The 17,740-nt window shown below is 68.0% G+C and carries 14 protein-coding genes and 1 riboswitch; of the genes, 2 read left to right on the plus strand and 12 right to left on the minus strand.

The features are described 5' to 3' along the window. Positions 1-23: 23 nt before the first annotated feature. From tolQ to RZE79_RS13360, 11 genes are all read right to left on the minus strand, one after another. Positions 24-746, minus strand: coding sequence for a protein TolQ (gene tolQ, locus RZE79_RS13310; RefSeq protein WP_099796642.1), 723 nt, complete (start codon positions 744-746; stop codon positions 24-26). Continuing rightward, entirely contained in the window at positions 743-1,201 is a 459-nt protein-coding gene (gene ybgC / locus RZE79_RS13315; protein ID WP_070060388.1) for a tol-pal system-associated acyl-CoA thioesterase, read from the minus strand. The genes tolQ and ybgC overlap by 4 nt, the downstream gene beginning before the upstream one ends. Further along, positions 1,198-2,385 (minus strand): pyridoxal phosphate-dependent aminotransferase, encoded by a 1,188-nt coding sequence (locus RZE79_RS13320; RefSeq protein WP_319360793.1) that lies wholly within the window; start codon positions 2,383-2,385, stop codon positions 1,198-1,200. The genes ybgC and RZE79_RS13320 overlap by 4 nt, the downstream gene beginning before the upstream one ends. Next, positions 2,382-2,912: a transcription antitermination factor NusB gene (nusB, locus tag RZE79_RS13325; protein WP_099796645.1), complete on the minus strand. Its 531-nt coding sequence runs from the start codon at positions 2,910-2,912 to the stop codon at positions 2,382-2,384. The genes RZE79_RS13320 and nusB overlap by 4 nt, the downstream gene beginning before the upstream one ends. Next, positions 2,909-3,370, minus strand: coding sequence for a 6,7-dimethyl-8-ribityllumazine synthase (gene ribH, locus RZE79_RS13330; RefSeq protein ID WP_101492866.1), 462 nt, complete (start codon positions 3,368-3,370; stop codon positions 2,909-2,911). Before ribH ends, nusB begins: the two co-directional genes overlap by 4 nt. A 6-nt stretch (positions 3,371-3,376) precedes the next feature. After that, complete coding sequence (gene ribBA, locus RZE79_RS13335) at positions 3,377-4,531, minus strand: bifunctional 3,4-dihydroxy-2-butanone-4-phosphate synthase/GTP cyclohydrolase II (RefSeq protein WP_319360794.1); 1,155 nt, start codon at positions 4,529-4,531, stop codon at positions 3,377-3,379. Further along, entirely contained in the window at positions 4,528-5,193 is a 666-nt protein-coding gene (locus RZE79_RS13340; RefSeq protein ID WP_319360795.1) for a riboflavin synthase, read from the minus strand. Before RZE79_RS13340 ends, ribBA begins: the two co-directional genes overlap by 4 nt. Positions 5,194-5,279: 86 nt before the next feature. Further along, the gene (gene ribD / locus RZE79_RS13345; protein WP_319360796.1) at positions 5,280-6,410 is read right to left on the minus strand and encodes a bifunctional diaminohydroxyphosphoribosylaminopyrimidine deaminase/5-amino-6-(5-phosphoribosylamino)uracil reductase RibD; all 1,131 of its coding nucleotides are present in this window, start codon (positions 6,408-6,410) and stop codon (positions 5,280-5,282) included. Positions 6,411-6,468: 58 nt separating this feature from the next. Beyond that, on the minus strand, positions 6,469-6,912 hold the full coding sequence (nrdR, locus tag RZE79_RS13350; RefSeq protein ID WP_007836918.1) for a transcriptional regulator NrdR: 444 nt from the start codon (positions 6,910-6,912) through the stop codon (positions 6,469-6,471). Between the two features lie 36 nt (positions 6,913-6,948). Next, a complete protein-coding gene (glyA, locus tag RZE79_RS13355; RefSeq protein WP_319360797.1) occupies positions 6,949-8,193 on the minus strand; it encodes a serine hydroxymethyltransferase in 1,245 nt (414 codons plus the stop codon). Positions 8,194-8,231: 38 nt separating this feature from the next. After that, positions 8,232-8,358: riboswitch (ZMP/ZTP riboswitch) on the minus strand. 49 nt (positions 8,359-8,407) lie between these two features. Next, positions 8,408-9,268: a lytic transglycosylase domain-containing protein gene (locus tag RZE79_RS13360; RefSeq protein ID WP_153284562.1), complete on the minus strand. Its 861-nt coding sequence runs from the start codon at positions 9,266-9,268 to the stop codon at positions 8,408-8,410. Between the two features lie 708 nt (positions 9,269-9,976). Here RZE79_RS13360 and RZE79_RS13365 point away from each other — a divergent pair. Together RZE79_RS13365 and RZE79_RS13370 are read left to right on the plus strand one after the other, a co-directional pair. Then, positions 9,977-13,786: a DUF748 domain-containing protein gene (locus tag RZE79_RS13365; protein ID WP_319360798.1), complete on the plus strand. Its 3,810-nt coding sequence runs from the start codon at positions 9,977-9,979 to the stop codon at positions 13,784-13,786. A 189-nt stretch (positions 13,787-13,975) separates the two neighbouring features. Continuing rightward, positions 13,976-16,852 (plus strand): DUF349 domain-containing protein, encoded by a 2,877-nt coding sequence (locus RZE79_RS13370; protein ID WP_319360799.1) that lies wholly within the window; start codon positions 13,976-13,978, stop codon positions 16,850-16,852. 84 nt (positions 16,853-16,936) lie between these two features. Here RZE79_RS13370 and RZE79_RS13375 read toward each other — a convergent pair whose 3' ends face one another. Next, complete coding sequence (locus RZE79_RS13375) at positions 16,937-17,728, minus strand: zinc-dependent peptidase (RefSeq protein ID WP_319360800.1); 792 nt, start codon at positions 17,726-17,728, stop codon at positions 16,937-16,939. Positions 17,729-17,740 lie beyond the last annotated feature (12 nt).

A 17,740-nucleotide genomic window follows, 5' to 3' on the forward strand; every position in this document is an offset into this window, starting at 1 on the left:
CTTTGTCTTGTGCGCGCCGCTGCTTAGCGGTTCGCGGCGGTGACCGAGGCGGCGGGCGTCACGGCGCCGGGGTTGGCCGAGAGGTTGCGCTGCAGGATGTTGGAGAACTCTTCGATGTAGGTCTCCAGGGCGATGGCGATCTTGTCGATCTCGCGCGCGAAGCGGTTGTAGCCGACCACCGCGGGAATGGCGGCGAACAGGCCGATGGCGGTGGCCACCAGTGCTTCGGCAATGCCGGGCGCCACGGTGGCCAGCGTCACCTGCGTGAGGGCGGCCAGGCCGGTGAAGGCATGCATGATCCCCCAGACCGTGCCAAAGAGGCCCACATACGGCGACACCGAACCGACGGTGGCCAGGAACGACAGGTTCTGCTCGGCCGCATCCAGCTCGCGCTGGAAGCTCGCGCGCATCGCGCGGCGGGCGCCATCGAGCAGCGTGGGTGCATCGGTCACGTGGCGCTCGCGCAGCTTCTGGTACTCGCGCATGCCGGAGGCAAAGATGCGCTCCATGGGGCCGGCGAACTTGGCGTTCTGTGCCGCCGAGGCGAACAGCTCGTTCAGGCTGGTGCCCGACCAGAACTCGCGCTCGAAGTCTTCATTGAGCACACGGATGCGCTTGAGGGAAAAGTACTTGCGGATGATGGCGGCCCAGCTGGCGACCGACACGATCACCAGGAGCAGCACGACCAGTTGCACCACGAAGCTGGCGTGGAGCAGGAGATTGATGATGGAGAGATCTTGGTTCATGGCTTGAAAGGTTGAGTCATGGAGCCGCTGGAGTGCTCGAGGGTTCCCGAAACTTGGGCCGGAATGCGCGCAGGGCGCAAGGTGGCGGCGTCCACCCAGCCGATGCGGATCGTGCCTTCGCACAGCAAGACCGGTGCCGCGGCCCCGGTGCGCTCCTGCTCTGTTTTTGATAGCACGCGCTGACCGATTATCAACGACGCAGTGCCCAATTGTCGGAGCTCGGCTGTAACCAGCAGTTCGTCGTCTAGCCGCGAGGGCCGGTGGTATTTGAGCTGCGTTTCGCTCACCACGAACTGGCCGCCGGTGGCTTCCTTGAGCTTGCGCTGCTCGACGCCCAGGGAACGTAGCCACTCGGTGCGACCGCGCTCCATGAACTTCAGGTAGTTGGCGTAGAACACGATGCCGCCGGCATCGGTGTCTTCCCAGTAAACGCGGATCGGAAACTCGAAACTCATTGCGCGATCATGGCCCGCAGGCGCTCGACCGATTCCTGCAGGTGCGCCATCGAACTGGCGGTGGAGAAGCGCACGAACTTCGCGGTCTCGGCGGTGCCGAAGTCGCGGCCGGGCGTGACGGCAACGTGGGCGCGCTTCATGGTCTCGAAGGCGAAGTCCCAGCTGCCGGAGATGCCGAGTTTGTCGGCCACGCTCGTGCAGTCGGCCCAGGCGTAGAAGGCACCGTCGGGCACCACGGGCACATTCAGGCCGAGCGCATTCAGTTGCGGAATGAACCAGTCGCGGCGCGCCTTGAACTCGGCGCGGCGGCGTTCGTACTCGGCGATGCTCTCGGCCTCGAAGCAGGCCAGCGCGGCGTACTGCGACACCGTGCTCGCGCAGATGAAGAGGTTCTGCGCCAGGCGCTCGACCACCGGCACCAGCACCTCGGGCACCACCAGCCAGCCGAGGCGCCAGCCGGTCATGTTGAAGTACTTGCTGAAGCTGTTGATGCTGATGACGTTGTCGTCGATGGCCAGTGCCGTCTGCCCGAAGGCATCGTCGTACGACAGGCCCAGGTAGATCTCGTCGATCAGCGTGATGCCGCCGCGTTGCGACACCACCTCGTGGATGCGGCGCAGCTCTTCGGGCGCGATCGAGGTGCCGGTCGGGTTCGACGGCGAGGCCAGCAGCACGCCGCGCGTCTTGTCGGTCCAGGCGGCTTCGACCTTGGCGGCGGTGAGCTGAAAGCGCTCTTCGGCCGTTGTCGGCACCAGCACGGCCTTGCCGTCTGCAGCGCTCACGAAGTGGCGGTTGCAGGGGTAGCTCGGGTCGGGCATCAGGATCTCGTCGCCCGATTCGATCAGCGCGAGGCAGGCCAGCTGCAACGCGGCCGAGGCGCCGGCCGTGACGACGATGCGGCGGGCCGGCACGTCGACGTTGAAGCGTTGCTTGTACCAGCCACTGATGCGTTCGCGCAGGTGGTCCAGGCCGGTGGCCTGCGTGTACTGCGTGGCGCCGGCGCGCACGGCGCGGGCGGCAGCTTCCTGCACCAGGGGCGGGGCGGTGAAGTCAGGCTCGCCGATGTTCAGGAAGATCATCGGACGGTCGGTGTGTGCCACTTCGCGGGCCAGCACACCAGCGGCCTTGGCGACCTCCATCACGTAAAACGGTTCGATGCGCTGCGCGCGCGTCGAGATCCTCATGGGCGCGCCTTGCCCGACGCCCGGTCGGCTTCGACTTCGAGCGGACGCAGCTGCGGCGCCAGGCCGTTGAGCACGGCGTTCACGTACTTGTGGCCGTCGGTGCCGCCGAATTCCTTGGCGAGTTCGATGCACTCGTTGAGCACCACGCGCCAGGGCACGTCGGGGCAGTTCTGGAACTCGTACACGCCGATCCACATCACGGCGTGCTCGATGGGCGAGATTTCCGTGAACTTGCGGTCCAGCAGCGGCAGGATCAGCGCGTCGAGTTGCTCGGCGCCGTTGATCGAGCCGTGCAGCAACGCGTCGTAGTGCGCCGCGTCGGCCTTGTGGAAGCCCGCGAGGTCGCGCGTGAAGTGGTCGATGTCGGTCGGGTCGTTGCGGCCCACCAGGTGCTGGTAAAGCGCCTGCAGCGCGAACTCGCGCGCGCGGCTGCGGTTCGACTTGGCCGCGGCCTTGCGAACGCCCGTGCTCGTGAGGCCGGTGCGCGACTGGCGGGATTTGGCGGACTTGGAGGTGTCTTCGGTCATGAAAGGGTGGCCAGCAGTTGTGCCATCTCGACCGCCACCTGGGCTGCGTCGCGGCCCTTGTCGGTCTGGCGGGCGACGGCCTGTTCGAGGTTTTCGGTCGTGAGGATCGCGTTGGCGATGGGCAGGCGGTAGTCGAGCGCGACGCGGCTCACGCTCGCGCCCGATTCGTTGGCCACCAGTTCGAAGTGGTAGGTCTCGCCGCGGATGATGCAGCCCAGCGCCACGAGCGCGTGGTAGCCGCCGCGCTCGGCGAGCGCTTGCAGCGCCACCGGCACTTCGAGCGCGCCAGGCACCTGCACGTGATGGATGTCGGACGCAGCCACGCCGAGCGCTTCGAGTTCCGACAGGCAGGCCGTGGCCAGCGCGTCGGTGATGTCGGCGTTGAAGCGGGCCTGCACGATGCCGATGCGCAGGCCTTTGCCGTTGAGCGTGGTCGCGCCCTTGTTTGAACCTTGCATGGTCGTTCAGTCTTTCGTGAGGTAACCGGCGATTTCGAGGCCGAAGCCGGCGGCCATGCTCGGCATGCGACGCGGCGCGCCGAGCAGGTTCATCTTGTGCACACCGCATTCGCGCAGGATCTGCGCGCCGATGCCGTAGTTGCGCAGATCCATGCGGCCGCGCTCGGGCGCCTGCGCAGGGCGCGCGGTGCCGTCGAACTGCGACAGCAGCTCGGCCGCGCTTTCGCCGCAGTTCAGCAGCACGGCCACGCCCTTGCCTTCGTTCGCGATGTGCGAAAGGCTGGCGTCCAGGCTCCAGGAGTGCATCGGGCGGTTGACTTCGAGCGCGTCGAGCACCGACAGCGGCTCGTGCACGCGCACCGACACCGTGTCTTCGGGCGCCCACTGGCCGCGCACCAGTGCCAGGTGCACGCCGCGGCTGGGCTTGTCGATGAAGGCGTGGGCCGTGAAGGCGCCCCAGTTGGTCTGGATCTCGCGGCAGCCGACTTTTTCGACCAGCGATTCGACGCGGCTGCGGTGCTCGATGAGCGCGGCGATGGTGCCGATCTTGAGGCCGTGCTCGGCCGCGAAGATCTGCAGGTCGGGCAGGCGGGCCATCGTGCCGTCTTCGTTCATCACTTCGCAGATCACCGAGGCGGGCGAGCAGCCGGCCATGGCGGCGAGGTCGCAGCCGGCTTCGGTGTGGCCGGCGCGCATGAGCACGCCGCCGTCCACCGCCTGCAGCGGAAAGATGTGGCCGGGCTGCACCAGGTCGGCGGCCACGGCGTTGCGTGCCACGGCGGCCTGCACGGTGCGGGCGCGATCGGCGGCCGAAATGCCGGTGGTCACGCCTTCGGCCGCTTCGATGGAGACGGTGAACGCGGTCGAATGCTTGGCGCCGTTGCGCTGGACCATCGGCGGCAGCTGCAGCCGCTCGCACATCTCGCGCGAGAGCGTGAGGCAGATCAGGCCGCGCGCATGGCGTGCCATGAAGTTGATGGATTCGGCGGTGATGTGGTCGGCCGCGATGACGATGTCGCCTTCGTTCTCGCGGTCTTCCTCGTCCACGAGGATGACCATGCGGCCGGCGGCCAGCTCGGCCACGATGTCTTCGACCGGGGAGATCGGTGCGGGCGCCCGGTCGGCGCGGGAGGCGCCGATCGGCGTGACGGAGGCGTTCATTCGGCGGTGTCCTTGGAATACGTGGAAGTCTGGGGCACCAGGACGCCGGCCTGGAGCATGCGCTCCACGTAGCGCGCCACGGTGTCGATTTCGAGGTTGACCTTCGAGCCGGCCGACAGGCCGCCGAGGGAGGTGTTGTCCACGGTGTGCGGGATCAGGTTGATGCTGATCTCGGCGCCGCCTTCGATGTCGCTCACGCTGTTGACCGTGAGGCTCACGCCGTTGATGGTGATCGATCCCTTGTAGGCCAGGAAGCGTGCGAGCGCGGGCGGTGCGACCACGCGCAGCTCCCAGCTTTCGCCGACCGGCGCGAAGAAGCTGACGGTGCCGATGCCGTCCACGTGGCCCGAGACGATGTGGCCGCCGAGGCGGTCGCTCGCGCGCAGGGCCTTCTCGAGGTTGATGCGGCTGCCTTCGTCGGTCAGGCCGGCCGTCTTGTCGAGGGACTCCGCGGAAATGTCGATGGTGAATTGCCCGCGTTCAGGTGCGAGCGTGGTGACCGTCATGCAGGCGCCGTTGAGCGCGATGCTGTCGCCGAGCCCGACGTCGTCGAGGTAGCCGTCGGGCACCTCGATGCTGAGTCGCTTGCCGTAGGAGGAGGAGGTGCCGAGGTCGTGGATGGCGGCGATGCGCCCCACGCCGGTGATGATTCCGGTGAACATTCGCACATTTTCGCAGACATCGAGGGGTCTTCGGCCCGAAGGGCCGGTTTGCGGCAACGAATGTGCCGCGCCGCAGCGGCGGCGGCTCAGAAGCGGTCGCGGCCGGCGACGCGCGCGACGATGCGCAGGTCGGGCCCGAGCATGTCCACCGACTTGAACTCGAGCGGCAGCGCGCCCGCGAGCGACGTGAGCGGACCCTCGGCATGCAGGTGGCTGGCGATGTCGAGCCCGCTGCCGATCAGCTTGGGCGCCAGGTACACCAGCATTTCGTCGACGCAGCCTTCGCGCAGCAGCGAGCCGTTGAGCTTGTGGCCCGATTCGACGTGCAGCTCGTTGACGCCGCGCGCCGCGAGGTCCTTGAGCATCGCGGGCAGGTCGACCTTGCCGTGCAGGTTGGGCAGGCAGGTGATGGTGGCGCCGCGGGCTTCGAGCGCGGCCGCCTTTTCTTCGTTGTGCCGGCTGGCAGCGTAGATCCAGACAGCGCGGCCAGCTATGAAAATGTGAGCGTCGGGCGAGGTCTGGAGGTGGCTGTCGACCACGATGAGGTGGGGCTGGCGCGGTGTGTCGACCAGGCGCACGTCCAGGCGCGGATTGTCTTCGAGCAGCGTGCCGACGCCAGTCAGCACCGCGCCCGTGCGGGCCCGCCAGGCATGGCCGTCGGTGCGCGCGGCCTCGCCGGTGATCCACTGGCTCACGCCGTTCTGCAGGCCGGTGCGGCCGTCGAGCGAGGCGGCAATCTTCATCCGAACCCAGGGTTGCTGGCGGACCATGCGGCTGAAGAAGCCGATGTTGAGTTCGCGGGATTCGTCTGCACCCGGTCCGACCTCGACCTCGATGCCCGCCGCACGCAGGCGCGCGAAACCCTGTCCCGCCACGAGCGGATTCGGATCGGCCAGCGAGGCCACGACGCGGCACACACCGGCGGCGATGAGTGCGTCGCAGCAGGGGCCGGTGCGGCCGTGGTGCGAGCAGGGTTCGAGCGTGACGTAGGCGGTGGCGCCCGCGGTCGAATGGCCCTGGGCCTGCGCGTCACGCAGCGCCATCACTTCGGCGTGCGGGCCGCCGGCCTGTTGGGTGTGGCCCCGGCCGATCACGCGGCCATCGGCGTCGCACAGCACGCAACCCACGCGTGGGTTCGGGTCGGTCAGGCGGATCGCGGAGGCGGCGAGCCGCAGTGCGGTCGCGATGTGGGACGCGTCGTGTTCGGAAGGGGGCATGAGAGCGGAGCGGGAAAAAGGCGAGGGCGGCGCGAGGCGGCGCTTCGTTCGCACCTTCTTAGATATCGCGCAGCAACTGCCGGAACTCGTCCACGTCCTCGAAGCTGCGGTACACCGAGGCAAAGCGCACGTAGGCGACCTTGTCGAGTTTCTTGAGTTCGCGCATCACGAGTTCGCCGACCTTGGTCGAATCGATTTCGCGCAGGCCGCTGGCCAGCAGCTTCTGCTCGATGCGCAGCAGGGCGTTGTCGATCTGCTCGATGCTCACGGGGCGCTTGCGCAGCGCCAGCATCATCGAGGCGCGGACCTTGGTCGAGTCGAAGTCGGCGCGGCTGCCGTCCTTCTTGACCACGACGGGGAAATTGACGTCCGGGCGCTCATACGTGGTGAAGCGCTTGTCGCAGGCGCTGCACTGGCGGCGCCTGCGGACGAAGTCGGCGTCTTCCGAAACGCGGGTCTCGACGACCTGCGTTTCGAGATGACCGCAAAAAGGGCATTTCATGCGGCCAGTGCTTCTCTTCTTCTGTTGCTTACGAAATCAACGGTAGACAGGGAAGCGGCTCGTCAAGGCATGGACCTTGGCGCGCACCGCGTCGATGTTCGCCGCGTCGCGCGGGTTCTCGAGCACGTCGGCCACCAGGTTCGCCGTGATGCGGGCCTCTTCGTCCTTGAAGCCGCGCGTGGTCATGGCGGGAGTGCCGATGCGCACGCCGCTGGTGACCATCGGCTTTTCCGGGTCGTTGGGGATCGCGTTCTTGTTGATCGTCATGTGGGCGGCGCCCAGCACGGCTTCGGCTTCCTTGCCGGTGATGCCCTTGGCGCGCAGGTCGACCAGCATGACGTGGCTCTCGGTGCGTCCGCTCACGATGCGCAGGCCGCGCTCGGTGAGGGTGTCGGCCACGATCTGGGCGTTCTTGACCACCTGTTGCTGGTAGGCCTTGAACTCGGGCGTCATGGCTTCCTTGAACGCGACGGCCTTGGCGGCGATCACGTGCATCAGCGGGCCGCCTTGCAGGCCGGGGAAGATGGCGCTGTTGATGGCTTTTTCGTGCTGCGACTTCATCAAAATGATGCCGCCGCGCGGGCCACGCAGGCTCTTGTGCGTGGTCGAGGTCACGATGTCGGCGTGCGGCACCGGGTTGGGGTACACGCCCGCGGCCACGAGGCCGGCGTAGTGGGCGATGTCGACCATGAAGATCGCGCCGACGTCCTTGGCGACCTTGGCGAAACGTTCGAAGTCGATGTGCAGCGAGTAGGCCGAGGCGCCCGCAATGATCAGCTTGGGCATGTGCTCATGCGCCTTGCGTTCCATCGCGTCGTAGTCGATGGCTTCGTTGGCGTCCAGGCCGTAGCTCACCACGTTGAACCACTTGCCGCTCATGTTGAGCGGCATGCCGTGGGTCAGGTGGCCGCCTTCGGCCAGGCTCATGCCCATGATGGTGTCGCCGGGCTTCAGGAAGGCGAGCATCACGGCTTCGTTGGCCGAGGCGCCGCAATGCGGCTGCACGTTGGCGGCATCGGCGCCGAAGATCTGCTTGACGCGGTCGATGGCCAGTTGCTCGGCCACGTCGACGTGCTCGCAGCCGCCGTAGTAGCGCTTGCCCGGGTAGCCTTCGGCGTACTTGTTAGTGAGCTGCGAGCCCTGGGCCTGCATGACGGCCGGCGAGGCGTAGTTCTCGCTGGCGATCAGCTCGATGTGGTGTTCCTGGCGCGCGTTTTCGGCTTGAATCGCGGCCCAGATTTCGGGATCGGTCTGTTCGACCAGGATGTTGCGGTGGTACATGGCAGTCCTTTGAAGACGAGGTCCTTGTTCAACCAAACAAGGGCTGCCCAGGCGAACGGCTGAACGCCTGTTGTGGTCAGGCGGCACGCTTCCCAGTGGTATTCCACGTCAGCGCGTGGCACCTTTTTCAGGGTGCTGCGCCTATCGCCAGTCGCGTACAGGCCGAGTGTAGCGCAGGCCCGGAGGCTTCCGGGCCTGTAGGGTTGGCAAGGCCTCAGGAAACAGCGGAGAGCAGGGCGACCTTGGCCGGCTCGCTGCCGGTGGCAGGCTCTTCGCCTGCCGGCTTGGCGGGGGCCACGACGGGAATCGGCTGCGCGCGCGCCGTGGTCGGCGGCGGCACGGCGATCGTCGACGGCGCACGGCCGGCGGCGACCTGGCGCAGGCGCTCGTGCTCGGCCAGCACCTTGGCGGCATAGCCACCGTCGTCGTCGAGGTTGGCGGCGCCCACGTAGTAGCGCAGGCCGCCTTCGAGCGAGCCGGCACGGGCGATGCATTCCTGCAGCACCTTCACGCCGACGCGCATGTTGGTCACGGGGTCGAAGGCGGTGAGCGTGCCGCCCGCGCTTTCGTACTTGTCGCCGTGCACGCGGGTCATGACCTGCATCAGGCCCTGGGCGCCGACGTGGCTCTGGGCGAACGGATTGAAGCTGGACTCGATGGCCATGATGGCCAGGATCAGCGTCGGGTCGAGCTTGGTGCGCTTGCCGATCTGGTAAGCCTCGGAGACCAGCACGCTCAGCGGCTCGGCCGCGACGCGGTACTTCTTGCTGAGCCAGTAGGCCACCGCCGCTTGCTGCTTGGGCAGATCGTCGGGGCTCGCGGCCGTGGTGCGCTCGATGGCGGTCGGCTCGAGGTCGGTGGCTTCGGGCGCGGGCTTGCGCGACTCCAGCCAGCCCATCAGTTGTTCCTCGCCGGTCTTGCGCAGGTCGGGACGCGCCACGAGGGCGAGGGCCGCGAACACGATGGCCAGACCGACCAGTGCAAACCCGTTGTGGGTGATTTCAAAAAAGCCGTCTGCCACATCGGACACGAAGGTCCGTAGCCCGCGGGCTGTGGCATCAAACGCCTTGCTCATCGCTTTTTTTCCTTTCTGTGCGGCACCTGGCATGCAGCGCCGGAAGGGCGATGGATGAAGGCAGCGGCGCTTGGATTGGTATGTACGAATCAGGCTCCGCGCATGGAGGGGTGGGGGTGGGAGCGCGGCGGCCTGATCACGCCGGTGGAATTCGGCAGCGGATTCAGGGAGGCCCTGCTGCGTCCGGCAGCGAGGGCAGGCGGATTCTAGCGTGGCTAAATACACGGTCAAGCATAAGGATTTGGTTTCATATGTTAATAAGTGATTGAAGAATCCCCTCGTCCTAGGGGCGAGCCAGGGGGCGCGCCTACGGGAAATCCCTTGGAAAAAGACATTTGCAAAGGAAGGGAGGGACGCCTAATCTGAACGGGCCTGAGGTTTCAGGCGTTTTTCCGAAGTCAGGCAGTCCGAGGTGCAAGTCAAGGACTCGAACGATGGAGGACTCCACGGCGGCAATCTCTTGCTGCCAGCACGGTGGGAACCATTACTTCCGGTCGTGCGAATCGATGGCATGGGTTTTGGGCCCGCCATCAAGCCCGGTGACAAGACACTTCGTCGACTCACCGGGCTTTCTTGTTTGTGGCGTTCACACTTTCGGCCTACCGCTCCTGTCGAGGGCCGCGCGGGCATCGCAATGCTTCGCCAAATGGGAACGCATTCACGTTTCAGCAGACTTTGTTGGCATCTGTTTGCGGCACACTTCTGCGAATGGATGCTGCTTCGATCAAACAGAACAAATGGGTGCGGCGTGGGGTTGTCGCGTTGCTGGTGTTGTTGGCCTTGTGGGTCATTGCCTGGCTGGCGGTGCCGCCGATTGCCAAGAGCCAGCTTCAGAAGATCGCGAGCGAGAAACTGGGCCGCCAAGTCACCGTCGGCAAAATCGACTTCAAACCCTGGACGCTCGAACTCGCACTGAATGACCTGCGCATTGCCACCGCCGACGGCAAGCTGCCGCAGGTGGCCATCAAGCGCATCTATGCCGATGCCGAACTGCAATCGCTGTTCCGCCTGGCGCCGGTGATCGACGCGGTGACGGTCGAGGCGCCGGCGGTGCTGCTCACGCACCAGGCCGACGGCAAGTACGACATCGACGACATCCTGGCCAAGCTGGCCTCGGGTCCGCCGCCCGACCCGAACGCCGAGCCCGCGCGCTTCGCGATCTACAACATCTCGATCAAGGACGGTGCGGTCGATTTCGACGACCAGACCGTCAAGCGCCGGCACGAACTGCGCGGTTTCACGTTGAATGTGCCGTTCCTGAGCAACCTCGCCTCCCAGCGCGAGATCAAGACCGAGCCCAAGCTGGCCTTTGCGCTCAACGGCAGCCAGTTCGACTCGGCCGCCTTCACGACGCCGTTCGCGCAAAGCCGCAAGACCGACGCCCACGTGCAGTTCAAGGGGCTCGACCTGGTGCCGTACCTGGGCTACATCCCCGGCGGCCTGCCGGTGAAGCTGCAGGCCGGCAGTCTCGATGCTGATTTGAAGATCGATTTCCAGCAGACGGGCACCGTCGGCCTGAAGATCACCGGCACCGTCGAAGCCCACGGCGCCAAGCTGGGCGACGCCCGCGGACGTGACCTGCTGGCTTTCGACTCGCTCAAGCTGGCGCTGGCCGACGTGCGCCCGCTGGAGTCGGTGTTCCACCTGAGCGAGGTCGCGCTGGCCAAGCCGCAGCTGGTGGTGGCACGTGACGCGTCCGGCCAGCTCAACCTGATGGCCACGAACCCTGCGACCGGCGCGGCCGAAAAGGTGGCGCCATTGCCCGCACCCGCCGCCAGCGCGCCGAACGGAAAGCCGGTGGCCGAGAAGCCCAAGCTCAAGGTGCAGGTCGACAAGGTCGCGCTCGACGGCGGACGCATCGGCTGGCGCGACGAGACCGTCAAGCCCGGCGCGTCCATCGATCTCACCGACCTCGGCATCAACCTCACGGCCATCACCTGGCCCATGGAAAAGCCCGCGCAGTTCGACGGCAGCACCGCCGTTTCCGGCGCCACGCTGAAGTTCAAGGGCACGGCGACCGACAAGGTCGCCGACGTGCAGACCGAGGTCGAGGCGCTGCCGCTGTCGCTGGCCGCGCCGTACCTGGCGCAGAGCCTGGAGCCCACGCTCGACGGCAAGCTCAGCGGCCAGATCGACGTGTCCTGGGCCCAGCCCGACCTGAAGTTCAAGGCGCGCCGCCTGGCCGCCGACGGCCTGGCGCTGACCCAGGCCAAGACCGCGCTGGCCAGCGTCGGCCGCTTCGAGCTGGTCGATGCCGAGGTCGACATGACCAAACACACCTTGAACATCGCGTCGTTCACCGCGACCAACCCCAAGGTGAGCGTCGAGCGCGACAACGAGAAGCGCTGGATGTTCGAGCGCTGGCTCAAGACCCCCGCCGGCAACGCCAAGGCGGCGGCGCCCAAGCCGGCCGACGCCGGTGCGGCGCGCGCCAATGCCAACACCAAGCCCTGGGCGCTGACGCTGGGCACGCTGGCCGTGGACAACGGCAGCCTGTCGTATGCGGACAAGGCCGGTTCGGCGCCGGTGGCGATCGAGGTCACGGCCTTCAAGCTCCACGCCCAGAAGATCGCACCCGACACCCACACCGTCTCGCCGCTGCAGGTGTCGGGCCGCATCGGCGCGGGCCGCCGCGCGGACCCGGGGCGCTTCGACTACAAGGGCAACATCGTGCTGAAGCCGCTCGCGGCCGAGGGCCGGCTCGAGGTGGCGTCGTTCCCGGCGCATGCCTTCAAGGCCTACTACGCCGACGCGCTCAATGTCGACATCCGCCGCGCCTTCGCGAGCTACCGCGGCACGGTGCGCTACGCGACCACGCCGGCCGGCATGAACGTCAAGCTGGCCGGCGATACCGCGCTGGACGATTTCCGCGCCAACAGCGTCTCGCTGACCCAATCGCCGGGCTTCGACCGTGGCAACAGCCAGTTGTTGAGCTGGAAGACCCTGAGCCTGCGCGGCCTGCAGGTCAGCCTGGCGCCCAATGCCGCCCCGACCGTCGACGTGCGCGAGACCACGCTGACCGACTTCTTCGCCCGCGTGATCGTCGATCCCACGGGCCGCCTCAACCTGCTGAGCCTGACCAAGAAGGGCGAAGAGGCCTCGAAGGCCGCTGCCGCCACCGAAGCCAGCACGAAGAAGGGCCCGGGCGGCACCACCACCACGACCCGCGCACCGACTTCGGCGCCGCAGCGGGCCTCGGGCGGTGCGCCGGTGTCGGCCGAAGCCATGGTCGGTGGCGCCCCCGAGCCTGCGCCTGTCGCCTCCGCGCCGGCCGTGGCCGCCGCGCCCGCGGCCGACAGCGGCCCGGCGCCGGTCATCAACTTCGGTCCGATGAGCCTGGTCAACGGCAAGATCGACTTCACCGACCTGTTCGTCAAGCCCAACTACTCGGCCGACCTCAGCGAGCTGACCGGCAAGCTCAGCTCGTTCTCGTCGAACCCGCCGAACGGGCAGGGCGGCCGCCCGGCGCTGGCCGACCTCGAATTGCGCGGCAAGGCGCAGCAGACCGCAGCGCTCGAAATCACCGGCAAGCTCAACCCGCTGGCCAAGCCGCTCGAGCTCGACATCACGGCCAAGATGCGTGACCTCGACCTCGCGCCGCTGTCGCCGTACTCGGTGCGCTACGCGGGCCACGGCATCGAGCGCGGCAAGATGAGCATGGACGTCAACTACAAGATCGCGCCCGACGGCCAGCTCACCGCCACCAACAAGCTGGTGCTCAACCAGCTGCAGTTCGGCGACGAGGTGGCAGGCGCACCCAACAGCCTGCCTGTGCGCCTGGCCGTGACCCTGCTGGCCGACCGCAACGGCGTGATCGATGTCGACCTGCCGCTCAGCGGCTCGCTCAACGACCCGCAGTTCAGCATCGGCCCGCTGATCTGGAAGGCCGTGGTCAACCTGATCGTTAAGGCCGTGACCGCGCCGTTCAGCCTGCTGACCGGCGGGCTGGGCGGTGGCGGCAGCGGCGATTCGAGCGCGATCACCTTCGAGCCCGGCAGTTCGACGCTCAGCACCGGCGCCAAGGAAAGCCTGGACAAGGTCGTGAAGGCTCTGACCGAGCGGCCAACGCTGCAGATGACCGTGGTGGGCACCTCCAGCCTCGAAAAGGAACGCGACGCCTACCAGCGCCAGCGCCTGCGCCAGCTGACCCAGGCCGAGAAGCGCCGGGTCGCGGTGCGCGGCGGCCAGACCGGCACCGAGGTGCCGCCGGTGACCGACGCCGAATACCCCGCGCTGCTCACGGCCGTGTACAAGCGCTCCGACATCACCAAGCCGCGCAACATGGTCGGCCTGGCCAAGGACCTGCCGGTGAAGGAAATGGAAAACCTGCTGCTGGCCAGCGTGCCGGTCGACGAAGAATCGATGCGCCAGCTCGCGGTCGAGCGCGGCGCCGTGGTGCGCGACTACCTGCTGGCGCAGAAGCTGCCGAGCGAGCGCCTGTTCCTGGGTGCCGTGCGCACCACCGCCAGCGGCAACGACTGGAAGCCCGGCGCCGAGCTGAGCCTGACCATGAAATAGCCGGCGGGGCTTGGCTTTTCGCCTCGCCTTGCTATATATCTTGCGGGCCTTTTCAAGCCCGCCGAACGGTGCGCGCCGCGGTTCCGACACGGAATTCGGCGGGCCGTCCGCCAACTGGGTGAAAATGTCGATGTGCGCCGGCCTTTGCCGGCGCCTTCGCTTTCTCTACCAAGACAACGATTTCGCGCAGTGACCTCTACTTCTTCCAAGCCACACGACCTCCAGGCCCTCGACACCCTCACCGGTGGCGCCTTCACCGCGCCAACCTCGGGCGAGCGTTCCGCGCGCATCCGCGATTGGCTCGCGGGCAACCCCACGTCCGAGCAGATGCAAGAGGTCTTCAAGGAGTTGAGCGGCCGCGACAAGGGCGCGGCGCGCCTGCTGCGCGAAAAGCTCGACGAAATCAAACGCGCCAAGGGTCAGGAGGCCATCGCCGCCGAATGGGCGCAGAAGGCCGAGACGCTGCTGGCCCAGTCCAAGCTCAACATCGCCGACGCACTGGCCTGGCAGCGTGACGCCGCCAAGGCCGGCGCGCCGCTGTCGCGCGAACCGCTGGCTGGCCTCAAGGCCCAGCTGGCCGAGCGCGTCAAGGGCATCGAAGACCTGCAGCACCGCGCGCAGGTCCACCGCGAAGCCGCCGTCTTGCTGGCGCAGCGCTTTGAAGTGTTGTCCACCAAGGGCTGGAAAGACGCCCAGGCCGCCGAGGAATCGCTGCGCGCCGACGTGACCCATTGGCAGCAGCAGGCCGCCGACATCGTGGCCGATGCCAACTGGAACAGCCTCGACGCCAAGTTCGCACCGCAGCTCGACGCCTCCAAGTCGCAGCTGCTCGTGGTGTCCGACTCGTTCCACGGCGCGCTGGCCCAAGCCATTGCCGCAGCCGCCGATGCCGCTGCGCCGCTGCCGCCCGTGCCCGTCTGGGCCGACGAACTGCGCGCCGCACGCGGCGAAGTGGTGGCGCCCAAGGCCGCCGCCCCCGCACGCCCCGCCGCGCCCAAGGTCGACCCGGCCGTGCGCGCTGCGGCGCAAGACGCCGTGCAGGCCGCCCTTGCCAAGCTCGAGCAAGAAACCGCCGAAGGCCACGGCAAGGCCAGTGCCGGCGCCGCCGCCGCGCTGCGCGCCGTGCTCAAGGAGCACGGCAAGCTGGTCGACGCGCCGCTCGAAGCCCGCGTGCATGCCGCACTGGTCGCCGCCGGCGAACTCGAAGGCTGGCAGCGCTGGAGCGCCGACAAGGTCCGCGAAGACCTCGTCGCCAAGGCCGAAGGCCTGCTCAAGCGCCCCGAAGGCCAGGCCCTCGGCGGCCGCAAGATGCAGGAAACCCTGCGCGCCCTGCGCGACCAGTGGAAGCAGGCCGACCAGGGCGGCGTGCCGAACCACGCGCTCTGGAAGCGTTTCGACGAAGCCTGCAACGAAGCCCACAAGGTCGTCGAAGCCTGGCTCGAGAAGGTGCGCGCCGATGCCGCGGAGCACCGCGGCCTGCGTGTCGCGCTGATCGAAGAGGTCAAGGCCTGGGCCGCCGAACATGCCGGCGCCACCGACCTGAAGGCGCACAACCGCGCGCTGCACCAGTTCGCCGACCGCTGGCGCGATGCCGGCCACGTGGGCGAGAAGGTGTTCGCCGAGCTGCAACCGCTGTGGAACGAAGCCTTCGGCGCCGCCCGTGCCCCGTTCGAAGCGGCACAGAAGGCCAGCGTCGAACGCCGCCAAGCCATGATTGCCGAGGCCGCCGAGCTGGGCGCCCAGCCGATGCTGCGCATCGACGCCGTCAAGGCGCTGCAGCAGCGCTGGCAGGCCGAGGCGCAGAGCGTGCCGCTCGACCGCCGCCACGAACAGAAGCTGTGGGACGCGTTCCGCGCGCCCATCGACGAAGCCTTCAACCGCAAGACCGCAGAGCGCGAAAAGGCGTCGTCGGCCATGAGCGAGCACGATCGCTACGTGCTCGATGCGTCCAAGGCGCTCGACGCGGCCAATGCCGGCGGCGACGCACAGAAGATCCGCGCCGCCATCGCCGGCCTCGAAGCCGCACTGCGCGGTGAAGCGCCTGTTCGGGCACCTGCGCCCGCACCGGCTCCGGCCACCCCGAGCGACGGCCCTGCGGTCGGCGCGACCGGTGTCGAAGCCCCCGGCCAGGCTGCCGCCGAGTTCGGCGAAAGCGCCGAGCAGACGCCGGGTTCGAGCGATGCCGAAGCCACGCCGTCCGAACCTGCAGCGGCATCGGCCGGCGCGCCCGATCTGGTCGCACCCGCAGACGGTGCCGATGCCTCGGCCCGCAGCGACAGCACCGCACACGAAGCTGGCGAAGCCGCCAGCGTCGACAGCCCGGCGCCCGCGCCAGCAGCGCCGCCGAAGCCTGCACCCAAGCCCGTGGTCGCCATGCGTGGTGACGACCGGCCCAGCAGCAAGAAGGGCGAAGCCGCACCGGCCGCTCGCGGCACGGGCCGTTTCGGCGACCGCCGCGACGCTGGCCGTCCCGGTGCCGGTGGCCCCGGTCGCCCGAACGACCGTGGCGGCCCGCGCCCCGATGGCCGCGGTGGCGATCGCGGTGCGCCCGGCGGTGGCGGCCGTTTCGGCGACCGTCCGCCGCGCGAAGACCGTGGCCCGCGTCTGGGCGATGCCGCCTTCCGTGCGCAGCGCGAAGCGCTCGAGCGCGCCGACTTTGCGCTGCGCAAGCTGGCCGCGCAGGCCCACGGCGAAGCGCTCACGCAAGTGCTCGGCGCCTGGGAGCAGCGCGACGCAGCCCGTCTGCCGAGCGTGCAGGAACTGGGCCGTGCCGTGACGCCGGCCGTGCGCAGCCAGTGGTCGCAGGCCGTGGGTGCCGCACCGACCGCTGCCGCGAGCGATGCCGCCGAAGCGCTGCTGCGCCTCGAAATGGCAGCCGAAGTGCCGACGCCCGCCGAGCAACTCGACGCACGCCGCGCACTGCAGCTCAAGCTGCTGACGAAGCGCGGCGACCCGACGCCGGCCCAGACCTGGGGCCAGGACGCCGGCAAGGTGCTCGCTGCTGCGCACGACGCCGCCACCGCGCGCCGCCTGCAGAACGCGCTGAAAGCGCTGCTGCGCAAGTAAGGCAGAGCAATGCGGCGATGCAGCCGCATCTATGAAAAAGGCGCCTCATCGAGGCGCCTTTTTCTTTGTCCGATCCGCGTCAGTTCAAGACTTCGCGGGAAGGAAAAATGCGTCGAACAACGCGAGGACCTGCGGAAAGTCGCGTGCGAAGTTCGGCCGGTTCACGAAGTAGGCCTCGCAGGCCACCGCGAAGAATTCGCTGATCGAGGTCGCACCGTAGTCGTCGAGCCAGGGCGGCTCGGCGCCGAAGCGCTCGGCGAGGATGGTCTTTTCTCGGAAGTCGTCGTAGGCCGGTTGCAGCACGGCCATCCAGGCCGTGCGGGCCTCGCGCGCACTGCGTCGGCCCATGAAGCCGGTCGGCAGCGGCGGGCAGCCGTCGGCGATGCCGCTGCGCATGTCGATCTTGTGGGCGAACTCGTGGATCACGACGTTGTAGCCGCCCTCGCTGGTCACGCTGCTCGCGAGCACGTCCTGCCAGCTGAGCATCACGGGGCCCTGGTCCATCGCCTCGCCGGCGACGACCTCTTCGTACTCGTGCACGACGAGCGCGTCATCGACGACCTTGCGCGGTGCCACCACCTCGGACGGGTGCACCACGATGCCGACGAAATCGTCGTACCAGTCGAGGCCGTCCTTCAGGTGCAGCACCGGCAGCACAGCTTGCGCCGCGATGGCCAGTGCGACCTCGTCGGTGATGACGAAGCCTTGCGTGCCGTGGAATTCCTTGTCGCGCAGGAACTCGGCCGCCAGCGTGCGCAGCTGCAGTTGGTCTGCGGGCGGCAGTTCGCCGAGGAAGGCGTAGTGCGCGAGCGTGGCGCGCCAGGCGGCGTCGGGAATCGGGGGCAGGGTGCGCAGCCGGCGCAGCCACTTGAACATCGGCGGGCGGTG

It is taken from the genome of Variovorax sp. EBFNA2 (assembly GCF_033802765.1).
Classification (GTDB): domain Bacteria; phylum Pseudomonadota; class Gammaproteobacteria; order Burkholderiales; family Burkholderiaceae_C; genus Variovorax; species Variovorax paradoxus_H.

What these genes read in the sequence shown, in the direction of transcription:
- RZE79_RS13360 (WP_153284562.1), bottom strand. Translation starts at nt 9,268, where the DNA reads ATGAGCAAGGCGTTTGATGCCACAGCCCGCGGGCTACGGACCTTCGTG.
- ybgC (WP_070060388.1), bottom strand. Translation starts at nt 1,201, where the DNA reads ATGAGTTTCGAGTTTCCGATCCGCGTTTACTGGGAAGACACCGATGCC.
- nusB (WP_099796645.1), bottom strand. Translation starts at nt 2,912, where the DNA reads ATGACCGAAGACACCTCCAAGTCCGCCAAATCCCGCCAGTCGCGCACC.
- RZE79_RS13340 (WP_319360795.1), bottom strand. Translation starts at nt 5,193, where the DNA reads ATGTTCACCGGAATCATCACCGGCGTGGGGCGCATCGCCGCCATCCAC.
- RZE79_RS13375 (WP_319360800.1), bottom strand. Translation starts at nt 17,728, where the DNA reads ATGTTCAAGTGGCTGCGCCGGCTGCGCACCCTGCCCCCGATTCCCGAC.
- nrdR (WP_007836918.1), bottom strand. Translation starts at nt 6,912, where the DNA reads ATGAAATGCCCTTTTTGCGGTCATCTCGAAACGCAGGTCGTCGAGACC.
- tolQ (WP_099796642.1), bottom strand. Translation starts at nt 746, where the DNA reads ATGAACCAAGATCTCTCCATCATCAATCTCCTGCTCCACGCCAGCTTC.
- ribH (WP_101492866.1), bottom strand. Translation starts at nt 3,370, where the DNA reads ATGCAAGGTTCAAACAAGGGCGCGACCACGCTCAACGGCAAAGGCCTG.
- RZE79_RS13320 (WP_319360793.1), bottom strand. Translation starts at nt 2,385, where the DNA reads ATGAGGATCTCGACGCGCGCGCAGCGCATCGAACCGTTTTACGTGATG.
- RZE79_RS13365 (WP_319360798.1), top strand. Translation starts at nt 9,977, where the DNA reads ATGGATGCTGCTTCGATCAAACAGAACAAATGGGTGCGGCGTGGGGTT.
- glyA (WP_319360797.1), bottom strand. Translation starts at nt 8,193, where the DNA reads ATGTACCACCGCAACATCCTGGTCGAACAGACCGATCCCGAAATCTGG.
- ribD (WP_319360796.1), bottom strand. Translation starts at nt 6,410, where the DNA reads ATGCCCCCTTCCGAACACGACGCGTCCCACATCGCGACCGCACTGCGG.
- ribBA (WP_319360794.1), bottom strand. Translation starts at nt 4,531, where the DNA reads ATGAACGCCTCCGTCACGCCGATCGGCGCCTCCCGCGCCGACCGGGCG.